Below are 21,164 nucleotides of genomic sequence, written 5' to 3'. Positions count from 1 at the left end.
GTATCGTCCTCTCATCGCCCCACACTGTAAGCAGCAAGTGTCTCCGACACCATCTGCTCAACTGTAAGCCTTGAACGAATGAAATCTCGTGCTGACTGCCCCAATCGCAGCCTGAGCATTCCATCTTTAGACAACTCCTCAAGTGCATCTGCGATCGCCTCTACATCGTTTGGCGCCACTAGCAGAGCCGTCTCTCGATCGATGAACACTTCTGGAATTCCGCCGACTCTGGTTGCGACAAGGGGCAATCCCGCACTTGCTGCCTCCAAGGCCGTATAAGGCAGGCCTTCAGATCTGCTCGGCATGCAAAGAACATCAATCTCTGCCATTACCGAAGCAACATCTTTTCTGAAGCCAATGAAATGAATATGCGAACCGAGATCAGACTCTCTGATCAATCTCCGCAGTTCATCCTCTTCGGTGCCTTCTCCCGCGATGACGACTTGTACGTAGCAACCCCTCTCCCTCAATCGAGAGATTGCCGAGACCAGGATGTCGTATCCTTTAACCTTCTGTATGCGTCCGACCATACCGACAAGGAACTGAGCATCCGGAATATTGAGCGATCTCCTGATACTCCTCTCGCAAGAATGGTAAGGCTGCGTAGGCACACCATTGTAGCTCAGCGTTATCCGGCTCGGGGATATTCCTAAGGACATCAAATAGACTTGGATCGATTTGGAGACGACGATGAACCTAAGCCCGAGCATACGGCAAAGGTGGAGTACCCCTTCGTGGGCGTGTTGCCTTAGAAACCCCCTATGGGCGACACCGTATATCGAATGCACAGTGGCGACTGCTGTCCGAACACGGGATAGTTTTGCCGCTAGAGCCCCCCATAACTGAGACTGAGGATTGTGAGCATCGATGACGTCAGGTTGGAAAGCACGCGCTGCTTGCATGATATCAAGCACGATACGAGGATCATGCCTTCGCCTCTTAATGGAATAGGTTTCTACTCCGGACCTCTGAAGCAACTTGGCAACTTGGCTGTCCTGAAGAACAACGACTTTGACCTCACACCGATCTCTCAGGCTGACTGCAATGTCTATGACCCGCGTGTCGACGCCTCCATGTCGCTTCGATAGATCTACGATCAGGATACGGCTCTTTTCATTCTTCATGACGATAGAGGCCTCAAAAAACGGAAGTGCAATCGGCCAAGTGCTCGCTCGGATTGATGCCGGGACATGGCTTTATGATACGCTTCACTTGAGTGTTACTTATACGATCTCCCATCGTCGCAACGGAAATGCTAAACATAGGTAGTCGGGAGTAGCTATTATGATCCATCTGAGAACCCGCCTCCCCATCGCAATGCTCGCAACCTTTCTCCAGGCTGCATCAGTTGAAGCGGCGACGATTTATGTTTCCACATCGGGCAGCGATTCAAACCCTGGGACGATTGATCAACCGCTACAAACCATCTCAAAGGCAGCCCAAGTCGCAACACCAGGGACTAAGGTCATCGTGCTTGGCGGAGTATACAGGGATGTCGTTCAAATACCCGTTGGTGGAACTCCAGGAAGGCCAATAACCTTTGAGCCGGCCTCCGGACAGCTGGTCGTTCTCGATGGGTCAGATACGCCGTCAAACACATCGCTGGTTCAAATCAATGCAAGCTACATTAATTTTAGAGGGTTTACGGTTCGCAACGCGAAGCGCAGCGGCATCACAGCGTGGGGAACCCACCACGTCAATATAACGAATAATAAGGTACACGGAAGTATTCGAGCCGGGATCTGGATAGGTCACACTGACGCCGGCCAATCCTACAACAATCTCATCGCCCGAAATGAGATATGGGACAACTGCCTAGAGAACAAATCCCGGACTTGGGAAAGCGGGTGGCCCCAGGCTATTGGCCTTCACGCTTCTGATCGAAGTATCGTGCAAGACAATCGTGTCTACCGCAATTATTGTGAAGGGATCGGAACACAGTCAACTCAAAGCGTCAGGGTTATAGGCAATACTGTGTCTGACAGTTTCAGCGTCAACATCTATCTAGATAACGCTCCCGGTACGATCGTACGAAACAACAAGATTTATCACACAAACGACTCAAATTTTTATCGCTATGGCAAGCCCGCACGAGGCATTCAGATCGCAAACGAATATACAAACATAGAACTACCTTCGCGCGGCCTTCATGTAAGCAACAATACTCTTATAGGGGTGGGAGGGATCACATACGGGAATTATCAAAGGGCATCTGGACTAATTGATAGCGTTATAAGCCCTAATACAATCCTCAATACGACAGAGCAAAGGCGTTAAGACCATACACCCTTCAGGGCATAGTAACGACGCATTCCTTGTGAGATCTCCTCTCAGTTGCATCCCACTCAAGTATTCGAACTACGCGCTCTCCTATTACCTTCCAATTATTCTCTATCTCCATTCTCTCTCGCGCAGCATCTCCAAGCGCCGTTCGAAAATGATGATCCTGCAGCAGGTGGACCATCGCATCACCGAGAGCCTCTATATCGTTGGGCGGCACAAGCCACCCATTAATGCCATGCTGAATGGCTTCGGATAACCCACCTACATCAGACGCAATCGTTGCACGTCCTTGCGAGTGTGCGAGCGAGAGCGCTCCACTCGCCGTTGCCGACTTATATGGGAATACGACTAGGGATGACAGCGCAACGAGTGAACCAACCTCGTTCATTGGGACGTAGCGAGGGTCCAATATGATATCTCGCGTTCTGTCCAGATGATCAATCTGCGTCTGAAGTTCGACCAGATCGAACTCCTGGCTTGGGTAGCCGACGATGAGTAACTTTGCCTTCCCAGGAGGAATTAGAGAGAAAGCCTTAACAAGGATGTCTAGACCCTTGCTCGGACGCAACCCACCGAAAAAAAGGACAATCGGCTCATCCTTTCGCAAACCATATCTCCGGGCCAAAACCTCTTGTTCTCGTTCATCCACATCAAAGAGTGCTTCCGGCCCATGCGGAATCCAGTGCGCATTCACGTCTGAGACAACACTGCACTTGAAGTCCAGGATAACCTTTTCCGATAGAAAAATGATGCTACTAAATCTCGTGTAGAGAAATTTCATCAATTTCGCGTTGATGAAATTAGACACCCGGCCCTTCTTTTCTCTCAGGATGAACTCGTGACAGACATCGATAAGACGGTAGCCGCGCCAGCGAAGGTATGAAATCGCCGCCGCTTCTATAGGATTCCTCAGTAAGCCAAAGATCGTATAATCCGGCTTCTCCCGGTGAATGATCCGAACAATATGTATCCATTCCCGCACTGTGATGCCAGCGCGGATTATCTTTCGCAAGAAGCGCCTTTTTGATCTTTTATCAGGAGGAGACACACGCGACCAGAAGCGCAACGAGGCGTCAACTCTGAAGGGCTGCTCAATGTCAGCCAGCTCATGATTATGGTTCGCCAGCATTGTCACGTCTGCTCCAGCCTGCTGGAGTGATGAGGCAAATTGAAAGGTGAAATGAAGGAGGCCTCCGCAATCATCTGTCTCGACAATGAGAATTTTCATTATGCAGCTTTCCTCAACCCATAAAGCACTAGAAGGCGTTCAACCTGAGTATTAAGATCAAAGTTTCGCTCGACGCTGTCACGAGCAGCACGTCCTAGGCTCTCAGCGAACTTAGGGCTTTGGATTATCCTTTCACATGCAGAGATTAGATCATTCTCGTTCGCTGGCTCGACCAAAAGACCTGTCTCGCCATCGTCCACCATCTCTGGAATCCCCCCCGTACGAGAAGCGATGACCGGTAGTCCGGCCGCCATAGCTTCAATGATCACCGTGGGAAGCGCATCGATAAGTGTTGGAAGAACGAAGAGATCAGCTGATTGCATGAGCTCCCGGACATCGGAACGATGCCCCGCGAAGAAAACCTTGTCGCTATTTCCGGCCAACTCGGCTTCATATTCAAGGTTTTCCCGCTCAGGGCCATCGCCTACGATCCACAAATGGAGATTGGGATAACGTCTCGACAAAACTCCATGTGCGCGAATGAGGTGATGGATCCCCTTCATTCTTCGCAGGACTGCAACAGACAACATGATCATTGGTTTGTCGGAGGCATCGCCTTTTGCGACCCTTCGATCACTACTCCACTCGGAAAGGTTCAACCCGTTCGGTATGACGTGAACACTTTTGATCTTCGTTGGAGCGTATTTCAGCGCCATCGCCTTGGCTTGGTTCGTCAGACAAACCAGCTCACAAGGTAGATACTTGATCAAAAAAAACATCAGCCGCAACCGCAGGCCCGCTTTGCTCCACTGGTTAGGCTCATCCAAAGTGTGCAGAGTCACAACCGTACGAATACGAAGCAACGCACCGACAACGATCGAAGTGATTGTCGCGTAATGCAGGTGAGCGTGGATGGCATCGGGTTTCAACTTACGAATTGACCGAATAAGAGCCATCCACTCCCTTAACTTCCAGAGTCTGCTGACCTGGACATGCAGCGTTGAGACATTATGCCGATCACACACCTCCAGCGCAGCATTGCTGGCGCGCCCTTGGAGATATACGACTGTCGTATCAATACCCGTCTCGGTTAGAGCCGCTGCGATATCCGACGTCGTCTTCTCCGCTCCTCCGGCCCCAAGGCCATCGATCACAAGAGCCACTCGTCCGTTATGCATAACCGGCGCTCACAACGTTAAATTCATCTCACCAGGTCAGAACCAACCTTATGAGGTGGCTCGATCTGTCTCTGACTGAATGCTACGAGCGTTCGGCTCCAGAAACTGAGGCAATGCCAGAACTGTCGTCGGTCTGAACCAAGCATACTCCGAGATATTGCCATAGGACTGCTCTTGTCTGCGGCGCCCTGCTCTGCGGAACGCATCGAGCGCCGCGAGTCCGATAGAAAGGGCGAGGCCCGCGAGGCCTCCTAGCAAGGCGGATGCCAGGATGCTCAACCCGACAGGCTTGTCAGTGGAAGTAGCAGGGTCAACAACCCTGATGGATTGATCGATATTGGCATCTGCAGACAGGCGCGCCCTTTGGTAGGCACGGTTTGCCCGATCGGCATCCCCTTTTGCCTGCTCTACGGCGAGTTTCAGCGGCATGATGGCGGCATCGGCCTGGGTCAGTTCGGCCAACCTCTTTTCAACGAGCTTAAGCTGCTGGTTGCGTTGATTTTGCACCTGCCGCAGTTCAACCCGGTTCGTCGTTCTTTCCGGGTCAGGCATTTGAAGGCGCGCCTTTCCGCTCAGCAGAGCGCTGCGCTCAGCGTCGAGATCAACGATGCCCAGCTTATTCTTCATTTGAGCAAGTTCTGTCTCTGCTGTCAGCAGCCTGCCGTTTGCATCTGCAGCCTGTTCTGCAAGCTTATTGACCGGAATGTCCGGGAACAATGTCGAGCGGAACGCGAGATACTCCGCCAAGAGAGTATTAACGAAGCGAACCGCAAAATCCCTGTTGCTGTGATGCATTTCGACTGTCGCAACGCTTGTGCCCTCAGCCATCTTGATGCTAACGCGCTCACGAACCAGGCTGAGAACCTGATCCTCGGTTTCTTCCTTTGGCTGGTTTAATTGTGCAGCGATGGGTTGGGGCAAAAACTCCTTGAAGTTTGCCAGCACTGGCTTGACATGATCAGCGAGCCATTCCCGGTATTCGTTTGCCGGTTCTGATGCCTTCCAGGCCTCTTTGCCTCCCATCGATCGGAGCGTCGCCCGCAACACTGACTGACTGCCAAGCAGGGACAGCTCTGTACTTACAGCATTTGCCAGTTCCACTCTGACGGGGTCTCCCTCCCAGCCTTCAGAGATAGGGTTCTTTGCATAATAGTTGCTGTCAAATCGCATGAGAACCGACGAGCGCACTTCATATTCCGGCGGACGAAGCATCGCCCCTCCGGTCGCTGCAGCACCGAACAGAACTACGGTTATGATCAGGACATACTTGTATCTCCAAAGAGATCTCCGCAGATCAGCAAATGTCATCGTTCCCATTTTCAAGCCCTCGCCCTTCCCCGAAGTTTGCGTTCATAATCTGGATCCCAGGCCAATGTCGGCAGGGCCAAAGCAGTCAATATGAGAAGCCATGGATATTGAGCATAACCCTCATGCAAGAACATCGATGTCGCCAGATAGCCGGCAATGGCGGCTCCCCAAGCGCCGACTGCGTTTGCAGCAGCAACGCGCCGCTGCCTCTGCAGGTATGACAACGTCTTCAGAACCGATGCGACTGTGAGAATCATGAGTGTCGAAAAGAACAGGAATCCAACGATTCCACGCTCCGAAAGAACCTCAAGATAGAGGCTGTGGGTTTCTCGATCAGAACCTCTCGCCATCAGACCGCGAGCGATCGATACCTCTTGGTAGTAGCTCTTGAACTCACCATATCCGACACCTAAGAGCGGATACTTTTCCACTACATAGACAGCCGCTAGCAGTTCGCTCGCGCGACCGGAGATCGCAGCATCCTTGCCGATCCCTCCTGTAGAAACCTGCTTCAGGCTGCTCAATCCCGCGTTGAATCTATCAAGATAATGCGAAGGCATCGCTATAAGGCCTACGCCTCCTGCCAGAACCGCGATCATCATATGCTTTCTGGTGATGCGATGCCGATTGATGAACAGGAGAACAAGGAGACTAGCAGCAGCTCCAAGCAAACCTCCACGGGAGAAGGTCAGCAGCAGCGCTGTCATGATAATGACACTCGCTACCATGCCGAATATTGCATAAGACCTAGTTGCACCAGAGATCATGATTTGCAGAGCCAACGGCAGTGCGATAACCAGTATCTGAGCATAAAAGTTAGGATCGGTTAGCGGGCCTGACGGACGCCATCCGTCCATTTTTCCAGATACATGCTGAACGGAAGCTATGGCGAAGCCCGCGAAATCATGAGAGTAGCCTGTGTAAAGATATTGAACGATAGTCAGCGTCGACATGAGCATCGCTGCAACGACGATCGCAACGCACATCTTATGAAACTGCTTCATCGAATGAATAAGCGCGATCAATAGGACCGTCACGGCACAGATCTTTGCGCTCCCTAAGGCTTTAATGAGAACCGCACCTGGATCGCGCGCATAAAGGGCTGTTGCGGCTAACGAAGCCAGATAGACGGAACATGCAAGCAGAGGGACTATGACCTGATCTATCCTCTTACCTGATAGATAATGATAGCTCGCGGCCACGATCATCAGTACGGCGAGAAGATCACCCAGGATCCGAATGCCGTGACTGTTGGCGAGTACGGCGGAGGCATTCATGTAAATGATCACGGTGAATGCTATGACTGCGAATCCGGTGCTGCGCACTATGGCAACTGCTAGGCACAAGGCGAACGGCAGCAACAGCATATAAGCAGGAAGCCCGCTCAGAAACAGAGCGAAGATAGCCATGCCACCGATCAATACGACCATCAGGGCGACAGCCGATGGCGCGGCACCTACGTCGTATACTTGAGAATTAGCTTGCCCCATATTGCTCATCCTGCGCTGTATCTTTTGCGGCAGTGAGAGTGCGCGCATAGAGACTCTGTTAATCTATCTTTAAGAAAGTTTTTTTGTAACTCCCTCATCGGAGTACCCCCTTTCGGATCAGTTCAAGATCACTTCGAAAAGAGCGGTCGACAGCAAGAAGAAGAACGCAATACGTCACGCAACCTATGAGGGCACATCCTGCGAACTCAAGTATGGGGCTCAGATGGGAGACCTCACGGAACAGCAAGACGGTTGCGCTCATTCCTGCGCACGCAAGGAGCGATGGCAGTATGCTCCCTGCAAGCCGTGATAATTTCACGGAGAGATCACGCTGAACCACAATGGTTCTTGCGAGTGTCCCTACGCATTCTGAAACAAACATCGCGAGAGCGACTGCTTCCACTCCGCCACTTAAGCCGACAGCTCCCAGAACAAGAACGATTGCGGCGACAGTCTCTAAGCCAGTGATAATCGTCAGTATATGTGGGCGCCCATTGGCTTTGAGCACGTCTCCTACAGCCCATCCAATCGTGAGCGGTATTCCGCTAAGCGCCAGAATCTGTAAGACACTAACTGAACTCAGCCACTCTTCTCCGAACAATGTCAGGATTGAAAGATCAGCCGTCAACGCAATGCCCACAGATGCCGGAAGCATTGCTGAACTGGAATATCGCAAACCAATCAGGTATGCGGATCTCAGACGCTCTATGTCATTGGCAACAAGCACGAATGAAGGGAATAGGAGGCGCGTTAGGACTGTGTTGATCCCAGTCACCGCAATCTCGGGAATGCGAGCGGCAATATAGTAAGGACCTAAAGCTCCAGCTCCCAGGAAAGACAGTATCGCGATCTGGTCAATTCTGTTTCGGATCGGGACCAGAACATCCATTAAGGCGATGTGCTGACCATACCTCACCAATCGGCCTGCTTCCTTGATGTCGGGGCGGCTCAGTTGCCAGCGAGCCACACAGGAGAGGTATACAGTCCGAGCGCATGCTGCGAACAGAAGCCCGATTACAAGACTCCAAATCCCATAACCTGCCGCCAGGAGAAGCCCAGTTACAAGCAGCTTGGACACTCCATTGATAATATCGGAGAAACCGCGCTGAAAAAGCTTCAGTCTCTTTTGCAGAAGAGCTTCCTGGACAGTACCGAGCGCGCTCAGAGGAAACAGCAAACTCAGATAGGGAAGAATGGCAGCGATTTCGGACGTCACCCCCCACTGGAGCCAGCAAAATACCAAGAGTCCTGCACATTGCAGAACTGATACTCCCATAACCATGACGAAGGCAGTCGTGTAGAGCGTGTTGCTGCCGCGGTGGTAGATCACGGCATCTCGCATCCCGAAATCTCGTACGGCGTCGACGAGTTCGATCGCAAGCAATGCCCCAGCCAGGACGCCTACCCCCTCGGGAGACACAGTGCGCGCCAAAAGAACCGTAATCGTTAGGTTCAGAAGGCGCATCACCACATATGAGAACAGGGTGAATGAAGCTCCTGACAGCATCAGCCTCGCATTGATGGCTGGCGTGGTCAGATCAGGCATTCCTTGTCGTGCAGATGCCCCTTCAAATTGCCCCTGCACGTCTCAGTATCCCGATGGACGGATTACGAGCATGACGACCGTTGCAACCAGTATCGCGATATCCTTCCGCAAAGATTGCTGTTGGACATACTCGATATCCATCTGGCACCGCTTGTCGAAATCAGTGGGCTTATCGCGCGCTATCTGCCAAGTCCCAGTGATGCCAGGCTTTACCAAAAGCCGGCGCCTCTGCCACGGAGCATAGGTCGACGGATTGTATGAATTCGCCCTTGGGCCGACGAGTGCCATCTCACCGCGAAGGACATTGTATAGCTGCGGTATCTCATCGATGTAGTATTTGCGCAGCACCGATCCGACCGGCGTAATCCTGGGATCTTTCTGGATTTTGAACCCTGGTCCTTTATCCTCACTGAGGTCTGCAAGAGAAGACTTCATCTGCTCGGCGTTAGGAACCATCGTTCGCAATTTGATGATTGTGAACGGCCTTCCATTAAGACCGTAGCGCGTCTGTTTGAAGAAAACCGGGGAGCGGCGATCATGAAGCTTAACTGCGGCAATGGCTGCAATCAGGATCGGCGCAATTGCGATCAGCATCAGAAGAGCCAACAGAAAGTCTAACGAGTGCCGAGCATAGCGCTGCACTGATCTTGAAAGGCCTGAACGAGAGACGTTATGATCGTAAGCGTCGGCGTTCGTATAAAGGTCTAGATCGGACATCCCCGAGCCTCATCCACATAGGTGATCCAGCAGATCTTGCCGCTTCTTTACTCTTGCACTCGATTTTCAGCTTGCTGCCCCCGGGCCGGATAACCGCGAAACTCAACCACCGGCTTAGGATTATAATTTTAGAGATCGCAGTGTCGGGGTGTCAAAAACAACATCGCACTAAACCACGCGAATAGTTGTTACCTCTTTGTAGTCACAGCACTTACCACCTCTTTCTGTCAGCAATACTCCGACCTTAGTTCATCACTATCTCAATCGCGGCTAGTTCTATGGGTGCGGCCGCCAACCGGATGCGGAAGGAAGATGGAGCATGGCAGTAAACGTGATGGAGGCGGTGGCTTTCGGAAGCATCTGTCTGATGCTTTACCATTATGCAGTGTATCCACTGATCGTTTTCATCGCTGCACGGTTGCGCAAATCCCGAAACACACCCAGCAGCTATTTCCCTCGCGTCTCGCTCGTGATCGCGGCCTTTAACGAGGAAAAGGTCATTCGCGAGAAGTTGAGCAACAGTTTCGAGCTCGATTACCCTAACTTGGAGATCCTCGTTGCTGCGGATGGATCGTCGGACAGAACCTTGGATATCGCTGCCTCATATGCAGATCGTGGTGTCAAAGCGATGTTCGAGCCCCAACGCAGAGGCAAGGCTGCAGCTTTGAACCGGGCTGCGGCTCAGGCAACGGGAGACATCATCGTATTTTCCGACGCCAATGCTATGTACGAACCTCAGGCGATACGGGCTCTCGTCGAGGGATTTTCCGACCGAAATGTCGGCGCCGTTAGCGGCGTAAAGATTGTCCGCGCTCGCAACCAGGGCGATACGGGCTTCGGCAGGTCAGAAGGCTTTTACTGGAAATATGAGAATGCCATCAGGCAGGCGGAGTCACGCCTTGGAACAACTGTTGCCGCTGTCGGAGAGATCGTCGCAGTGCGGAAAGATGTCTTCCGTCCGTTTCCGGCCTCCATCATCAACGATGATGCCTATCTCGCATTGGCCGTTCTCGCTCAGGGTCTCGATGTCCGGTTCGCCCCTACGGCAGTCGCTGAGGAGCTGGCATCGATCAGTGAGGGTGACGAGTATGTGCGGCGCAGGCGAATTGCTGCCGGAAGATGGCTACAGCTCAGGTACATGAGTCTTCTGCCGCTTCACAGGCCGTTCGTGATGGCGGCCTTCTTCTCCCATAAGCTCCTGCGGCTTATGATGCCTTTTGCGCTCTTAAGCTCGACATTAGCGAGCGTCGTTCTAAGTCTATCTCACCCTGAAAGAGCGGAGTACATCCTGCTTGTGACCGCCCATGGTCTGCTCTTTGGCTCCGCGCTTTTTGGGATGTACCAGCAGAATCGTCAGGGCGTCCTCCAACGTCTGAGTCGTATTTGCTATTTTCTCATCCGCATGAATGTCGGCGTCGCTTTCGGTTTTCTTGATTGGATGCGCGGGACTGCATCACCCGTCTGGAAGAAGGCCGCGCGCTAAGCCCAGATCGCGATTTTGATTTTGAGATGAGAGAAGGATTATGCGCATGCTTCATTCGCGAGGTTTTAAAGGCGCAGCGTGGCTCTGTATCCTTCTGCTCGCGGTTCTCTCCCTCATCCCTGGTCATGTGCAAGTGCGTTCGGGAATGCCAGGAGGCTATGAGCATGCCATCGCCTATTTCGGCACGGCTACGATGTTCATGCTTGGTTATTCTCGGAAGAATTGGGAGATTGCGGGAGGCCTTGCCTCCTACAGCGTGCTTCTCGAAATGCTCCAGTTCCTTGTTCCTGGACGAACACCTCACATTGCCGATGCTTTTGCGAGCAGCTCGGGCGCTATCCTTGGGGTTATCGTATGGATGATCCTTTTAGAGCAGAAACAGATGCAATCGGCTTCACCTCTTGTTTCCAGAAAGAAATCAGATCTAGACTTCCGATGAAGGCTCATCCCCGAATACGGAACGACCGCCATAGCTATGCGAGTTTTTCCGTTCCTCAGCTATGAGGTCGTCGAAATCTGGGCCTGTAGCGAGGTGTTCCAAAGCGCGTGCCTGGTCATCGAGCCGCCTTAAGGCGAACAATTCTTCCTTATGGCCGAGTTTAGCCTTCTGAACGGCCGACTTCAAAACCTGGATCGTTTGATCGTACACACGCAGCGGGACTGGAAACGGGTGCCGATCCTTACCGCCATGAGCGAATGAGAAGCGCGCAGGGTCGCTGAAGCGGCAAGGCGTTCCATGAACGACCTCCGCCACCATGGCGAGCGCCTGTACAGTCCGAGGCCCTACCCCGGGGGTAAGCAGCAAGTCAGAGAAGTCCTCAGGTCCACGCTCCGCAGCCGCTGCCAGGCTCCCATGAAGACGCCGCAGGACTACGTCCTTGGAGCGGACATCGTGGTGATCCGGCATGACAAGGTGCGGCAGGAGGGGCTGAGAAGCAGCAGGCTCGTTTTCGCGTTCAACCAGCGACGCAAACTTTCTTGCAATGCCATCTGGCCCCATCGTATCCAACAGCTCGAGCTGGACTTGACGTGAGGCTTCGGCTCGGCGGTCTGTGAGATTGACGATCGTGCCCTGTCCGACCCCATCGATGCCTGTATGCGGTTCATCGACAAAACTCTTGAGGTCTTCGGAAAGCCAATGATAGCGGCGCGCCTGCCTGCGGGCGTCGTTCATACCCTGCTGGACGACGGCCCAGTTGCCGCTGTCAGTGACGATGAAGCCATGCAGATAAAGGTCGAACCCGTCCTGAAGCGCCGCGCTGTCGACCTTGGCGACCAGACGGCTGGCTTTTGCGAGAGCCGAGCCGTCGAACCCCACCCGCTCCCCGATAGAGCTCAGCTCTTGCGGGGTTTGACGCGAGTGGCGCCCTCGCCCGCCGCAAACATGAATACCAAGCTCTGTCGATAGGGGCGTGAGACCGCGCTTGAGAGCTCCGATCACGCTGGTGGTTATGCCGGAGGAATGCCAGTCCATCCCCATCACGGCTCCAAAAGACTGAAACCAGAAAGGATGGGCCAAGCGTCGCAGCAACTCGTCGCGACCGTAATGGTGCACGATGGCTTCGCTGATCACAGCGCCAAGGCGTGTCATGCGGTCCGCAAGCCATCTCGGCACATGCCCGCTATGAAGCGGCAGGTCAGCACTGCCTGCTTTTCTTGCCATGACGATCAGGCCTTTCTCTGGCTCTTCTGATTGGATGTGGCGGATCAAGATCGGCTTGAACTATGCATTTGCCAGATCAAGCGTACTCTCCCGCCCCAGCGCACGATAGTTCTCATCGAGCCATGTGTGGGCAGCCACTCGCCCAAGGTCTCTCAGCTTCTCAAAAAAATCCCATCGCGCATCAAGACGTGACGAGGCCGCATAGGCATCGAGGTCCGCCCCACCGTGAATGCGGTGCATGAGCACGCGCTTGTATTCATCGGTTGAGAGCTTCCCCTCATCGATCAGCCGCCGCACGAAACCGATGGCCCTGAGCTCATAAAGGAGGTTGGCGTTGAAGGTTACCTCGTTCAGCCTGCTGTGGATCTCCTCAGATGTTCGAGGTGTCGATCTGCGCTCGACGGGATTGATCTGGACCAGCAGGATGTCATCCGTCTGGGCTTCATAGAACAACGGAAAAAGAGCTGGATTTCCCGTATAACCTCCATCCCAATATGGCTCACCATCAATCTCCACCGCCTTGAAGACTGTCGGAAGACATGCGGATGCCAGAACATGGTCCACGGTGAGTTCAGGGGCCGAAAAGACACGGATCTTCCCCGTCCACACATTCGTGGCCGAGACGAAGAGCTTCGTCTCCCTGCAGGTTCTGACCCTCTCGAAATCGATCATATCGTTCAAGGCATCCCTCAGGGGGTTGATGTCGAGGGGATTCAAGTCATAGGGACTGGCTATGTGGGAGAACGCCCCACTCCACAGGTTCGTCGATTGGGCCCCACTCCAGAAATTGAGGAAGTGGTCAAAGAGGGAGCGCTGGATGGGAGAGAAGCCGCCATCCAGGCTCACACGCCGCCAGAACTTGTGAAGTTGTTCGCGAGCCCCATCCCGTCCGCCCTCGAGCCAGCCCTCCACCAAGACGACAGCATTCATAGCGCCCGCGCTTGCTCCGGTAATGGCTTCAATAGCCAAGCGGCCATCTTCGAGCAGATAATCCAGGACGCCCCAAGTGAACGCGCCATGTGCCCCACCACCCTGGAGAGCAAGGCAAACTGTCTTTTCGGCATCAGGGCCGACCAAGCCGAGAAGGTTGCTAGGGTGTTTCGCCGCGCGGCCAGTCATCCTGCTCTCCGTCCATCAAATTTGCAGCAGGATTAGCACAGTTTGAATGACTGGCAGAAAGCCTGCGACACTTCGGCAGATCCAGGCTAGCATATCTGTGTTCTGACGGTTTTGAGCAGGTGGCGGTCCGTCTCAGTTGAGGCGTCTCATGTCCGCCATCACGGCACGGGCCGCATTATGGCCGGGCGCTCCTGTGACACCTCCTCCGGGATGCGTACCGGCACCGCACATATAAAGCCCCGTAATGGGCGCACGATAATCCGCGTGCCCCAGCATCGGCCGGGCGCTGAAGATCTGGTCCAATGTCAAGGCGCCGTGGAAAATGTCGCCGCCGATGAGGCCGAAAGTGCGTTCGAGATCGAGTGGGCTCATGATCTGTCGCCCGACAACGCTCTCTTTGAAGCCGGGCGCATGACGATCGACCGTCTCGATCATCAGATCGGCCACCTCCTCACGATGATCGTCCCATGAACGCCCATCGGAGAAGGCCGGCTGCACATGCTGACAGAACAGGCTCGCCACATGCGCACCCTTGGGAGCCAGGCTGTCGTCAAGGGTCGAGGGGATCAGCATTTCGACAATGGGCTCGCGGCTCCAACCGAACTGCTTCGCGTCGTCATAAGCGCGATCCATATAGGCCAGCGACGGCGCAATGATGATGCCGGCCGTATGATGGTCGGCTACCTCCCGTCCAGGGAGCGCCGTAAAGCTCGGCAGTGACGAGAGTGCGACGTTCATGCGGAACGTTCCGGAGCCCGACTTCCATCGCCGCATGCGCTGGAGAAACTCGGTCGGCAAGGCGTCTTCCGGCACCAGCCTATCGAAGAGCAGCTTTGGATGAACGTTTCCGGCCACAGCGCGTGAGCGGACGGTGCGTCCATTCTTCAGGACGATCCCAACCGCCCTGCCCTTTTCGACAATCACTTCTCTCACCGGTGCGCTGGTCTCGATCTCGACGCCGCGTTCGCGAGCGGCCTTCGCCATTGCCTGCGTGATTGCACCCATCCCCCCAATGGCGTGGCCCCAAGCGCCTTTCTTGCCATTTACCTCACCGAAGACATGGTGGAGCAGCACATAGGCGGTGTTCGGGGTATAGGGGCTTGCAAAGTTGCCGACGATTGCATCGAAGCCGAAAACAGCCTTCACGCAATCCGTCTCGAACCAGCCATCCAGATAATCGCCCGCCGATTTCGCGAAGAGATCGAGAAGAGCCCTCCTGTTCGCCATGGAGAGGCCGCGCAGTCGGTTGCCGGTCAGCAGCGCGCGCCACCCCTCCGACAATGCGGCGCGCCAGCCGCCCTCAACCAAGTTTGGAGGCTGCTGGAGCACAAGATCGCGCAGCACATCGGCAATGGCAGCGATCTCGTTCGAATAAGCGTCATAGCGCTCCGCATCCTTGGCGCTGAACCGCGCGATCTCAGAGCGGGTCACGCCCTCACCGACCTTGAGATATTGATCGTTCGGAAGAGGAAGAAAGTTGGAGAGGCGGCGCTCGACGACCTTCAGTCCGTGACGAGGGAGATCGAGATCTCGAATGATCTTCGGATTGAGGAGGCTGACGGTGTAGGACGCCACGGAGTTGCGGAACCCCGGATGGAATTCCTCGGTCACGGCAGCGCCGCCAACCACAGGGCGCTGCTCGAAAACTTTCACCTTGTATCCTGCTGCCGCGAGATAAAAGGCACAGACAAGTCCGTTATGTCCCGCACCGATAACGACGACATCGCAATCCTTGGCCACGTTTCCCCCTTTAACGGTTTCTTTTGGCAGCCTGGAAGCTAGATCAGTGAAGGATCTGGCTCAAGAAGGTTCGAGCGCGCAGCTCCTTGGGGTTCGAGAAAAACTCGGACGGCACCCCCTGCTCCACGATCTCGCCGCGGTCCATGAAGACCACCCGGTCCGCCACCTGCCGGGCAAAGCCCATCTCATGAGTCACGACTGCCATGGTCATGCCTTCCCCTGCGAGCTGTGTCATGGTGTCCAGCACCTCCTTGACCATCTCGGGGTCGAGAGCTGAGGTCGGCTCGTCGAACAGCATGATGTCGGGCTGCATGGAAAGTGCGCGTGCGATGGCCACGCGCTGCTGCTGACCTCCGGAAAGCTGAGAGGCATATTTATGCGCCTGATCGGGAATCCGGACCTTGCCCAAGTAGTGCAAAGCCTTTTCCTCGGCCTCCTTCTGCGAGACGCCGCGAACGAGGCGAAGGGCCAAGGTGCAGTTTTCCAGAACAGTCAGATGCGGAAAGAGGTTGAACTGCTGGAACACCATGCCGACGCGTTTGCGGACAGCCTCCACATCCTCGGGCTTGCGTGTCAGCTGGATGCCGTCGACCACGATCTGCCCGTCCTGGAAGCTCTCAAGGGCATTGATGGTGCGAATGAGAGTTGACTTTCCTGATCCCGAGGGCCCGCAGATCACGAGCTTCTCACCGCGAGCGATGGTGAGATCGACATTCTTCAAGGCCTGAAAGGTGCCATACCATTTCGACAGGTTTCTGATCTGAACCGCAGGAAGAGAACCGGCCGCAGGAGCCGTTTCCACGAGAGTGAGCTTTTTTTGAATCATGGGTTCATCTCCTCTCGCATGCATTCGATCTTGAGCGAGCCATCCATCATCGCGTCTGGGCCTTGTTGTAGCGTCGCTCGATCCGGCCCTGTATGAGTTCCAGAACGATGGAGAGTATCCAGTAGATCAGAGAGGCGGTGATCATCATTTCCACATGTCGGAACTCGGTCTGCCCCTGCGTACGTGCCAGGTACATGAGTTCCCACACGCCAACGACCGAGACCAGCGAGCTGTCTTTCAGCATGGCGATAAACTGGTTTCCGGTCGGCGGGATGATGATACGCATGGCTTGCGGGAGAATGATGCGGGTCATCGTATCTCGCGGCTTCAACCCGAGCGCGCGGGAGGCTTCCCACTGCCCCTTTGGAATGCTCTCGATCCCCGCGCGAAAAATCTCGGTCATGTATGCGCCGTAGCAGAGAGACAGAGCCAGGATACCGGCAGGCACGGCGTTGATGACATATCCGAGCTGCGGCAAGCCCAGGTAGATCATGTAGATCTGCATGAGCAGCGGGAGACCTCGGAACAGCGACGTGTAGAAATTAGCGATGCCCAGGGCAATGCCGTTCGACGACAGCTTGGCGATGGCCCCGATCATTGCCAGGATTGATGCGATGACGATGGAAATGGCCGAGACGTAGAGAGTCGTCATCAGCCCCTGCGTCAATAGAAAGCCGATCTTGCGGCGGATGAACTCGAAGCTGAGATCGAAAGAGTAGAAGAACAACAGGACTAGCACCGCCAGCTCTGCCCAGACCACGTACATCTGTTGCCGGATAGTAAGCCTCATCACCATAGCAACGTTGAGAGCAACGACCGCCGTGATGAGAAGCGCGACAAGAAGGTTCGCGGCGAACCCCGGATCATCTGCTAGGCCGAACAATCCAGCGAGAACCTTGCCGATCGATGACGTTCCGGCCTGCGCATAAACAAGAACGCCAAAGAGAACACCAAGACCTGGAATATAGACCGACGGCCGCGACAGTAATCTCGGGTAATCGACGTTATCGGCATAATGCATCTGGCCTAGCCTCTATCAATCCGTTTCAACCAAATCAGAAATTGTCAGGCCGACTTCCGCTCCCGGAAGAGGTCCGCAGCCTGATAAGCCCAGTAGGTAAGCTGAGCGGCCGCACGGCCAGCGATCCATCCGTTCCAGGCAAGTCCGAACGGAGCGAACAATTTGTATCGATCGCTCTCGCCCAATATCGCTTCGGCGATCACGCGGCCGCCGATGGCCGTCGTATTGAGGCCATGTCCCCCGAACGCAGTGCAGTACCAGACCCCGGGTTGCAACCGTCCGATCTGAGGCATCATGTGGCGTGCGTAGGACATGAGCCCCGACCAAACGATCTCCACATCGAGATCCTTCAATTGAGGATAGGTGGAGACCATGGTCTTGTGCAGCAGGCGTCCAAGCAGGCGGGGTTCCGTGGTCTTCGTTGTGATCTTGCCGCCCCACAGGATGCGCTCGCCGCCATCGACGAGACGGTAATAATCACCGGCACGGCGGTCGTCGCCGATTGCAGCTTCGGTGCGAATGGCGCTTGCGATCAAATCCCGATTGGGTTTGGTCAGCATCACATAAGTGGCAATCGGCAGATAGCTGTGCTTGAGCTGCGGCACGAGATTGCCGGTATATCCGCCAGAGGCGATGACGATGTGCTCTGCCGCGACGGAACCATGTGCAGTTTTGGCAATCTTGGACGTTCCGCCCAATCCGATCGCAACGACAGCCGACCCCTCATAGATATGCCCGCCCAGGCGCTCGATTTCCGCAGCCAAGGCACGTGCATAAATGAGAGGATTGAAGTGGAAAGCATTTGGGTCGAGCAGGGCTTGATAATATCGCGGCGAGACCAGCAGCTGCTGAACCTCGTCTCTGCTCTTGAACTCGACATTGTAATTGAATTCTTTTTGAAGCCAGTCGCGATGCGCCTTCAGGCCATCGGTCGCCTCATAGCGCACGGCTCCGAGGATGCCGGGCGTCGGCTTCGCCTCGGCGGCGAGAGCCTGGACATTTTGCCGAACGACATCAGCGCCCTCGATGGACAACCGATGCAGTTCCTTCGCCTGATCCATGCCCGCCATGCGTTGGATGTTCTTATAGCGGGCTGCCCAGCCGGGGCTCACGAAGCCGCCGTTGCGCCCCGAGGCGCCCCACGCTACCCGATTGGCCTCCAGCACGCAGACTTTGCGGCCTTTGCGCGCCAGTTCGAGAGCGGCCGTCAGACCGGCCAATCCTCCACCCACAACACAAACATCGACCTTCACGGCTCCCTCGAGCGCCGGCCTCTGGACAGCATCCGGACCCAGTGCCCGGCGGTAATAGGTTTCGATGTAAGACATGATGATCGTGTTGTATCGCGGATGGAGAAGTTTCAGGAAAGCAGTACGATTACTTGCTGTAATCGTTGCCGTACCACTTGGTGGTCAGCTTGCTGAGCGTGCCGTCATCCTTCATGGCCTGAATGACGGTGCCGAGCTTGGCGGTCCATTCTGGATCGCCTTTGTCCGTCACGACCACGAGCGGTTCCTTGAAGGCAGCCTCGCCCGGCAGGATCTTGACCGGATAGCGGTTCTTGATAGCGTTCTGCGCCGTCTGCTCCGGTGCGATCACCGCATGGATGCGCGTGCCGTCACCCAGACGCAGATCGTCGAAAGGCAGCATCGAGTCAGCGTAGGTCTTCACCTCGCCGGGCGTCAGTGTGTACTGAATCGGCGGCAGGCCGGGGGCATCGATCTCAAGACGACGGTTGATATAATCCTCGGAGGTCGTTCCTGTTTCGACGCCGATCTTCTTGCCGTTCAGATCGTCACGGGATGTAGCCTTGCTGTCCTTATGCACAGCGAAGACGTAAGGGCTATAGTAATAGATACCCGCAAAATCGATAACCTGCGAGCGAGCCTTGGTCGGCGTCACCGAACCGACGGCAACGTCGAAGCGTCCATGCCAGCGTCCGCCTGTCATCACATTCCATTCAGGCGTCTCAAAGCGCACTTTGACGCCAAGACGCTTGGCGATCTCATTCGCTACATCGACGTCGAAGCCGACGAGTTTGTTGTTGTCGTCAAGATAGCTTTGCGGGGGCCAACCGCTGTTGGTGGCGACTTTCATCTCGCCGGCCTTCATGACACGGTCCATCGTCGGGCCGGCTACGGCTGCGGCGTTCATGACCGAGACGAATCCCAGTGCCATTACAGTACCAAGAAAGAGCTTGCGCATCCTTCATCTTCCCTCTGCTGTTGGATTGATATCAAGGCGATAGGTTAGTCCTATTTCTTGGAGCCGCAGCTCACGCCCGATCCTGCCGAGCGTTGAAGGCGCTTCTCGCATCACACGATGCAAGGCTGCAGGAAGCGTCTTGAACAAGACGATTGGCGCACAGAGCCGCAGCAAAGCTCGGCGCATGGAAGTTGAGCTTGAGGTTCCCCACGAAGTCAGGCCCGAGGCGCTTCTGCGCTCTCCCTGTGCCAAAAGGATTCCGGATGCCCGCTTGTAGACCACTCCACATGTTCTCTGACATAGTCAGAGCCGCCTAACGGGCAATGTGAAAAAACTCTTCATGGATAGTGACTTAGTCATGAAACCTCTCCCTTTCGGCTTTTTTGCCGATTAATGTTGTCTGACAGCAGACGACTAATCTTTAACGCTGTCAAGACGGATGTCGAAAGGGAAAGAAGCTTTCAACCGCGTCCTGCAAGTGCAAAGCCGTACCGGCCTCAAGCAGGATATCTTGGTGCATGCAGCAGCGTTATTTACGAACGAAGCTGAACGAGAAGCGACTGCCGCGGTGATAATCCTTCGCAAAGATGACTGGAATTCCTGTCGGTGTGAAGGTGGTTTCCGTGATCAGAAAAGCGGGACCGAAATCGTGCAAGTCATTTCGCTCGCTCACATCGTTCGGCAACAAAGTAGATGTTGCAACTGCCGTCGACATGCGCGGGCGCGAGCCATGCCTCTCCAAGAGATCAAGCACGGATCCACTCCAGTCGATATCGTAGAGCCGATCCGGAATGACAGAGCGGGGAATGTAGTCCAAGCAATACACAAGGACTTCATCCCCTTGCATTCTCAGGCGCTCCAGGCGGATCACACGAGCGCCCTGCTCCAGGCGCAGAGCCTCTCGAACCTCATCCGACGCCACCTCCTCGGAAATCGAAAGCACCCTGTTGGTCGGACGGTAACCCGACTTGTGCAGCATGTCGGTGACGCTCTCGAAGCAGGTAATCGGCCGCTCGACTTGCAGCGCAGCCGCAGCCGACACGAACCGTCCTTTGCCATGCTTCACATAGATAGCACCATCCTGCTCCATGAGCTTCAGAGCCTCTCGGAGCGCAGGCCGAGAGATTTGAAACTTGCGGGTGAGCTCTGCCTCGGTTGGCAGTTGATCGCCAGGCTTCAATCCTTGCTCATCGATCAAAGCCGTGATGGCATCTCGCAACTTCAGGACCAAGGTTCGCTCGTCGCGAAGCGGCGTAATCAAGGACATAGTGATTTTGAGTCACTCCCAGAGCTAGTTGTCAGTCCACAGGATTGGACCATTCTGCACTCGGGTGCAAGTTTAGGGCATTTGTCCACAAACCAAATCAACGATGCTTCGCCCTAGAATCCCTTTTTCCTCGCTCGAAAGTGAAGTTCC

18 protein-coding genes are annotated in these 21,164 nt (G+C 54.8%); 3 read left to right on the top strand and 15 right to left on the bottom strand.

All coding sequences use genetic code 11. The features are described 5' to 3' along the window. Positions 1 to 11: 11 nt before the first annotated feature. Complete coding sequence (locus BLP10_RS10470) at positions 12 to 1,124, bottom strand: glycosyltransferase family 4 protein (protein WP_091134062.1); 1,113 nt, start codon at positions 1,122 to 1,124, stop codon at positions 12 to 14. A 160-nt stretch (positions 1,125 to 1,284) separates the two neighbouring features. Between BLP10_RS10470 and BLP10_RS10465 the strand changes: the two genes are divergently transcribed. Beyond that, positions 1,285 to 2,277 carry a right-handed parallel beta-helix repeat-containing protein gene (locus tag BLP10_RS10465; protein WP_091134060.1) on the top strand — a complete coding sequence of 331 codons (993 nt, stop codon included), beginning with the start codon at positions 1,285 to 1,287 and terminating at the stop codon, positions 2,275 to 2,277. Between the two features lie 13 nt (positions 2,278 to 2,290). Here the strand turns inward: BLP10_RS10465 and BLP10_RS10460 are convergent, their stop codons facing one another. The 6 genes from BLP10_RS10460 to BLP10_RS10435 form a co-directional block, all read right to left on the bottom strand. Continuing rightward, entirely contained in the window at positions 2,291 to 3,511 is a 1,221-nt protein-coding gene (locus tag BLP10_RS10460) for a glycosyltransferase family 4 protein (protein WP_091134059.1), read from the bottom strand. After that, the gene (locus tag BLP10_RS10455; RefSeq protein ID WP_175493868.1) at positions 3,511 to 4,614 is read right to left on the bottom strand and encodes a glycosyltransferase family 4 protein; all 1,104 of its coding nucleotides are present in this window, start codon (positions 4,612 to 4,614) and stop codon (positions 3,511 to 3,513) included. Before BLP10_RS10455 ends, BLP10_RS10460 begins: the two co-directional genes overlap by 1 nt. Positions 4,615 to 4,677: 63 nt before the next feature. After that, positions 4,678 to 5,937 carry a GumC domain-containing protein gene (locus BLP10_RS10450; RefSeq protein ID WP_175493867.1) on the bottom strand — a complete coding sequence of 420 codons (1,260 nt, stop codon included), beginning with the start codon at positions 5,935 to 5,937 and terminating at the stop codon, positions 4,678 to 4,680. Between the two features lie 11 nt (positions 5,938 to 5,948). After that, a complete protein-coding gene (locus BLP10_RS10445; protein WP_091134054.1) occupies positions 5,949 to 7,475 on the bottom strand; it encodes an O-antigen ligase family protein in 1,527 nt (508 codons plus the stop codon). Between the two features lie 46 nt (positions 7,476 to 7,521). Beyond that, positions 7,522 to 8,973, bottom strand: a complete 1,452-nt coding sequence (locus BLP10_RS10440; protein ID WP_091134052.1) for an oligosaccharide flippase family protein — start codon at positions 8,971 to 8,973, stop codon at positions 7,522 to 7,524. Positions 8,974 to 9,015: 42 nt separating this feature from the next. Then, positions 9,016 to 9,690 (bottom strand): sugar transferase, encoded by a 675-nt coding sequence (locus BLP10_RS10435; RefSeq protein WP_091134050.1) that lies wholly within the window; start codon positions 9,688 to 9,690, stop codon positions 9,016 to 9,018. Positions 9,691 to 10,024: 334 nt separating this feature from the next. On the opposite strand from BLP10_RS10435, the gene BLP10_RS10430 reads away from it, so the two are divergent. Beyond that, positions 10,025 to 11,173 carry a glycosyltransferase family 2 protein gene (locus BLP10_RS10430; RefSeq protein WP_244510485.1) on the top strand — a complete coding sequence of 383 codons (1,149 nt, stop codon included), beginning with the start codon at positions 10,025 to 10,027 and terminating at the stop codon, positions 11,171 to 11,173. A 40-nt stretch (positions 11,174 to 11,213) separates the two neighbouring features. Then, positions 11,214 to 11,612, top strand: a complete 399-nt coding sequence (locus BLP10_RS10425; RefSeq protein WP_091134045.1) for a VanZ family protein — start codon at positions 11,214 to 11,216, stop codon at positions 11,610 to 11,612. Here BLP10_RS10425 and BLP10_RS10420 read toward each other — a convergent pair. The 8 genes from BLP10_RS10420 to BLP10_RS10385 form a co-directional block, all read right to left on the bottom strand. After that, positions 11,598 to 12,836 (bottom strand): DUF763 domain-containing protein, encoded by a 1,239-nt coding sequence (locus BLP10_RS10420; RefSeq protein WP_091134324.1) that lies wholly within the window; start codon positions 12,834 to 12,836, stop codon positions 11,598 to 11,600. The two genes, BLP10_RS10425 and BLP10_RS10420, sit on opposite strands and share 15 nt — an antisense overlap. 60 nt (positions 12,837 to 12,896) lie before the next feature. Continuing rightward, complete coding sequence (locus tag BLP10_RS10415) at positions 12,897 to 13,955, bottom strand: patatin-like phospholipase family protein (RefSeq protein WP_091134043.1); 1,059 nt, start codon at positions 13,953 to 13,955, stop codon at positions 12,897 to 12,899. 132 nt (positions 13,956 to 14,087) lie between these two features. Beyond that, positions 14,088 to 15,695 carry a phytoene desaturase family protein gene (locus BLP10_RS10410; RefSeq protein WP_091134041.1) on the bottom strand — a complete coding sequence of 536 codons (1,608 nt, stop codon included), beginning with the start codon at positions 15,693 to 15,695 and terminating at the stop codon, positions 14,088 to 14,090. A 43-nt stretch (positions 15,696 to 15,738) separates the two neighbouring features. Beyond that, a complete protein-coding gene (locus BLP10_RS10405) occupies positions 15,739 to 16,521 on the bottom strand; it encodes an amino acid ABC transporter ATP-binding protein (RefSeq protein ID WP_091134322.1) in 783 nt (260 codons plus the stop codon). 46 nt (positions 16,522 to 16,567) lie between these two features. Beyond that, positions 16,568 to 17,542, bottom strand: a complete 975-nt coding sequence (locus tag BLP10_RS10400; RefSeq protein ID WP_091134039.1) for an amino acid ABC transporter permease — start codon at positions 17,540 to 17,542, stop codon at positions 16,568 to 16,570. Between the two features lie 44 nt (positions 17,543 to 17,586). Further along, positions 17,587 to 18,870: an NAD(P)/FAD-dependent oxidoreductase gene (locus BLP10_RS10395; RefSeq protein WP_091134037.1), complete on the bottom strand. Its 1,284-nt coding sequence runs from the start codon at positions 18,868 to 18,870 to the stop codon at positions 17,587 to 17,589. 49 nt (positions 18,871 to 18,919) lie between these two features. Then, positions 18,920 to 19,747, bottom strand: coding sequence for a transporter substrate-binding domain-containing protein (locus BLP10_RS10390; protein WP_091134035.1), 828 nt, complete (start codon positions 19,745 to 19,747; stop codon positions 18,920 to 18,922). Positions 19,748 to 20,276: 529 nt separating this feature from the next. Next, positions 20,277 to 21,008 (bottom strand): UTRA domain-containing protein, encoded by a 732-nt coding sequence (locus BLP10_RS10385; RefSeq protein WP_091134320.1) that lies wholly within the window; start codon positions 21,006 to 21,008, stop codon positions 20,277 to 20,279. Positions 21,009 to 21,164 lie beyond the last annotated feature (156 nt).

It is taken from the genome of Microvirga guangxiensis, assembly GCF_900102135.1.
GTDB lineage: Bacteria > Pseudomonadota > Alphaproteobacteria > Rhizobiales > Beijerinckiaceae > Microvirga > Microvirga guangxiensis.
The sequence above is the reverse complement of the archived record's forward strand: the minus strand, read 5'-3'. Positions and strand labels throughout refer to the sequence as shown.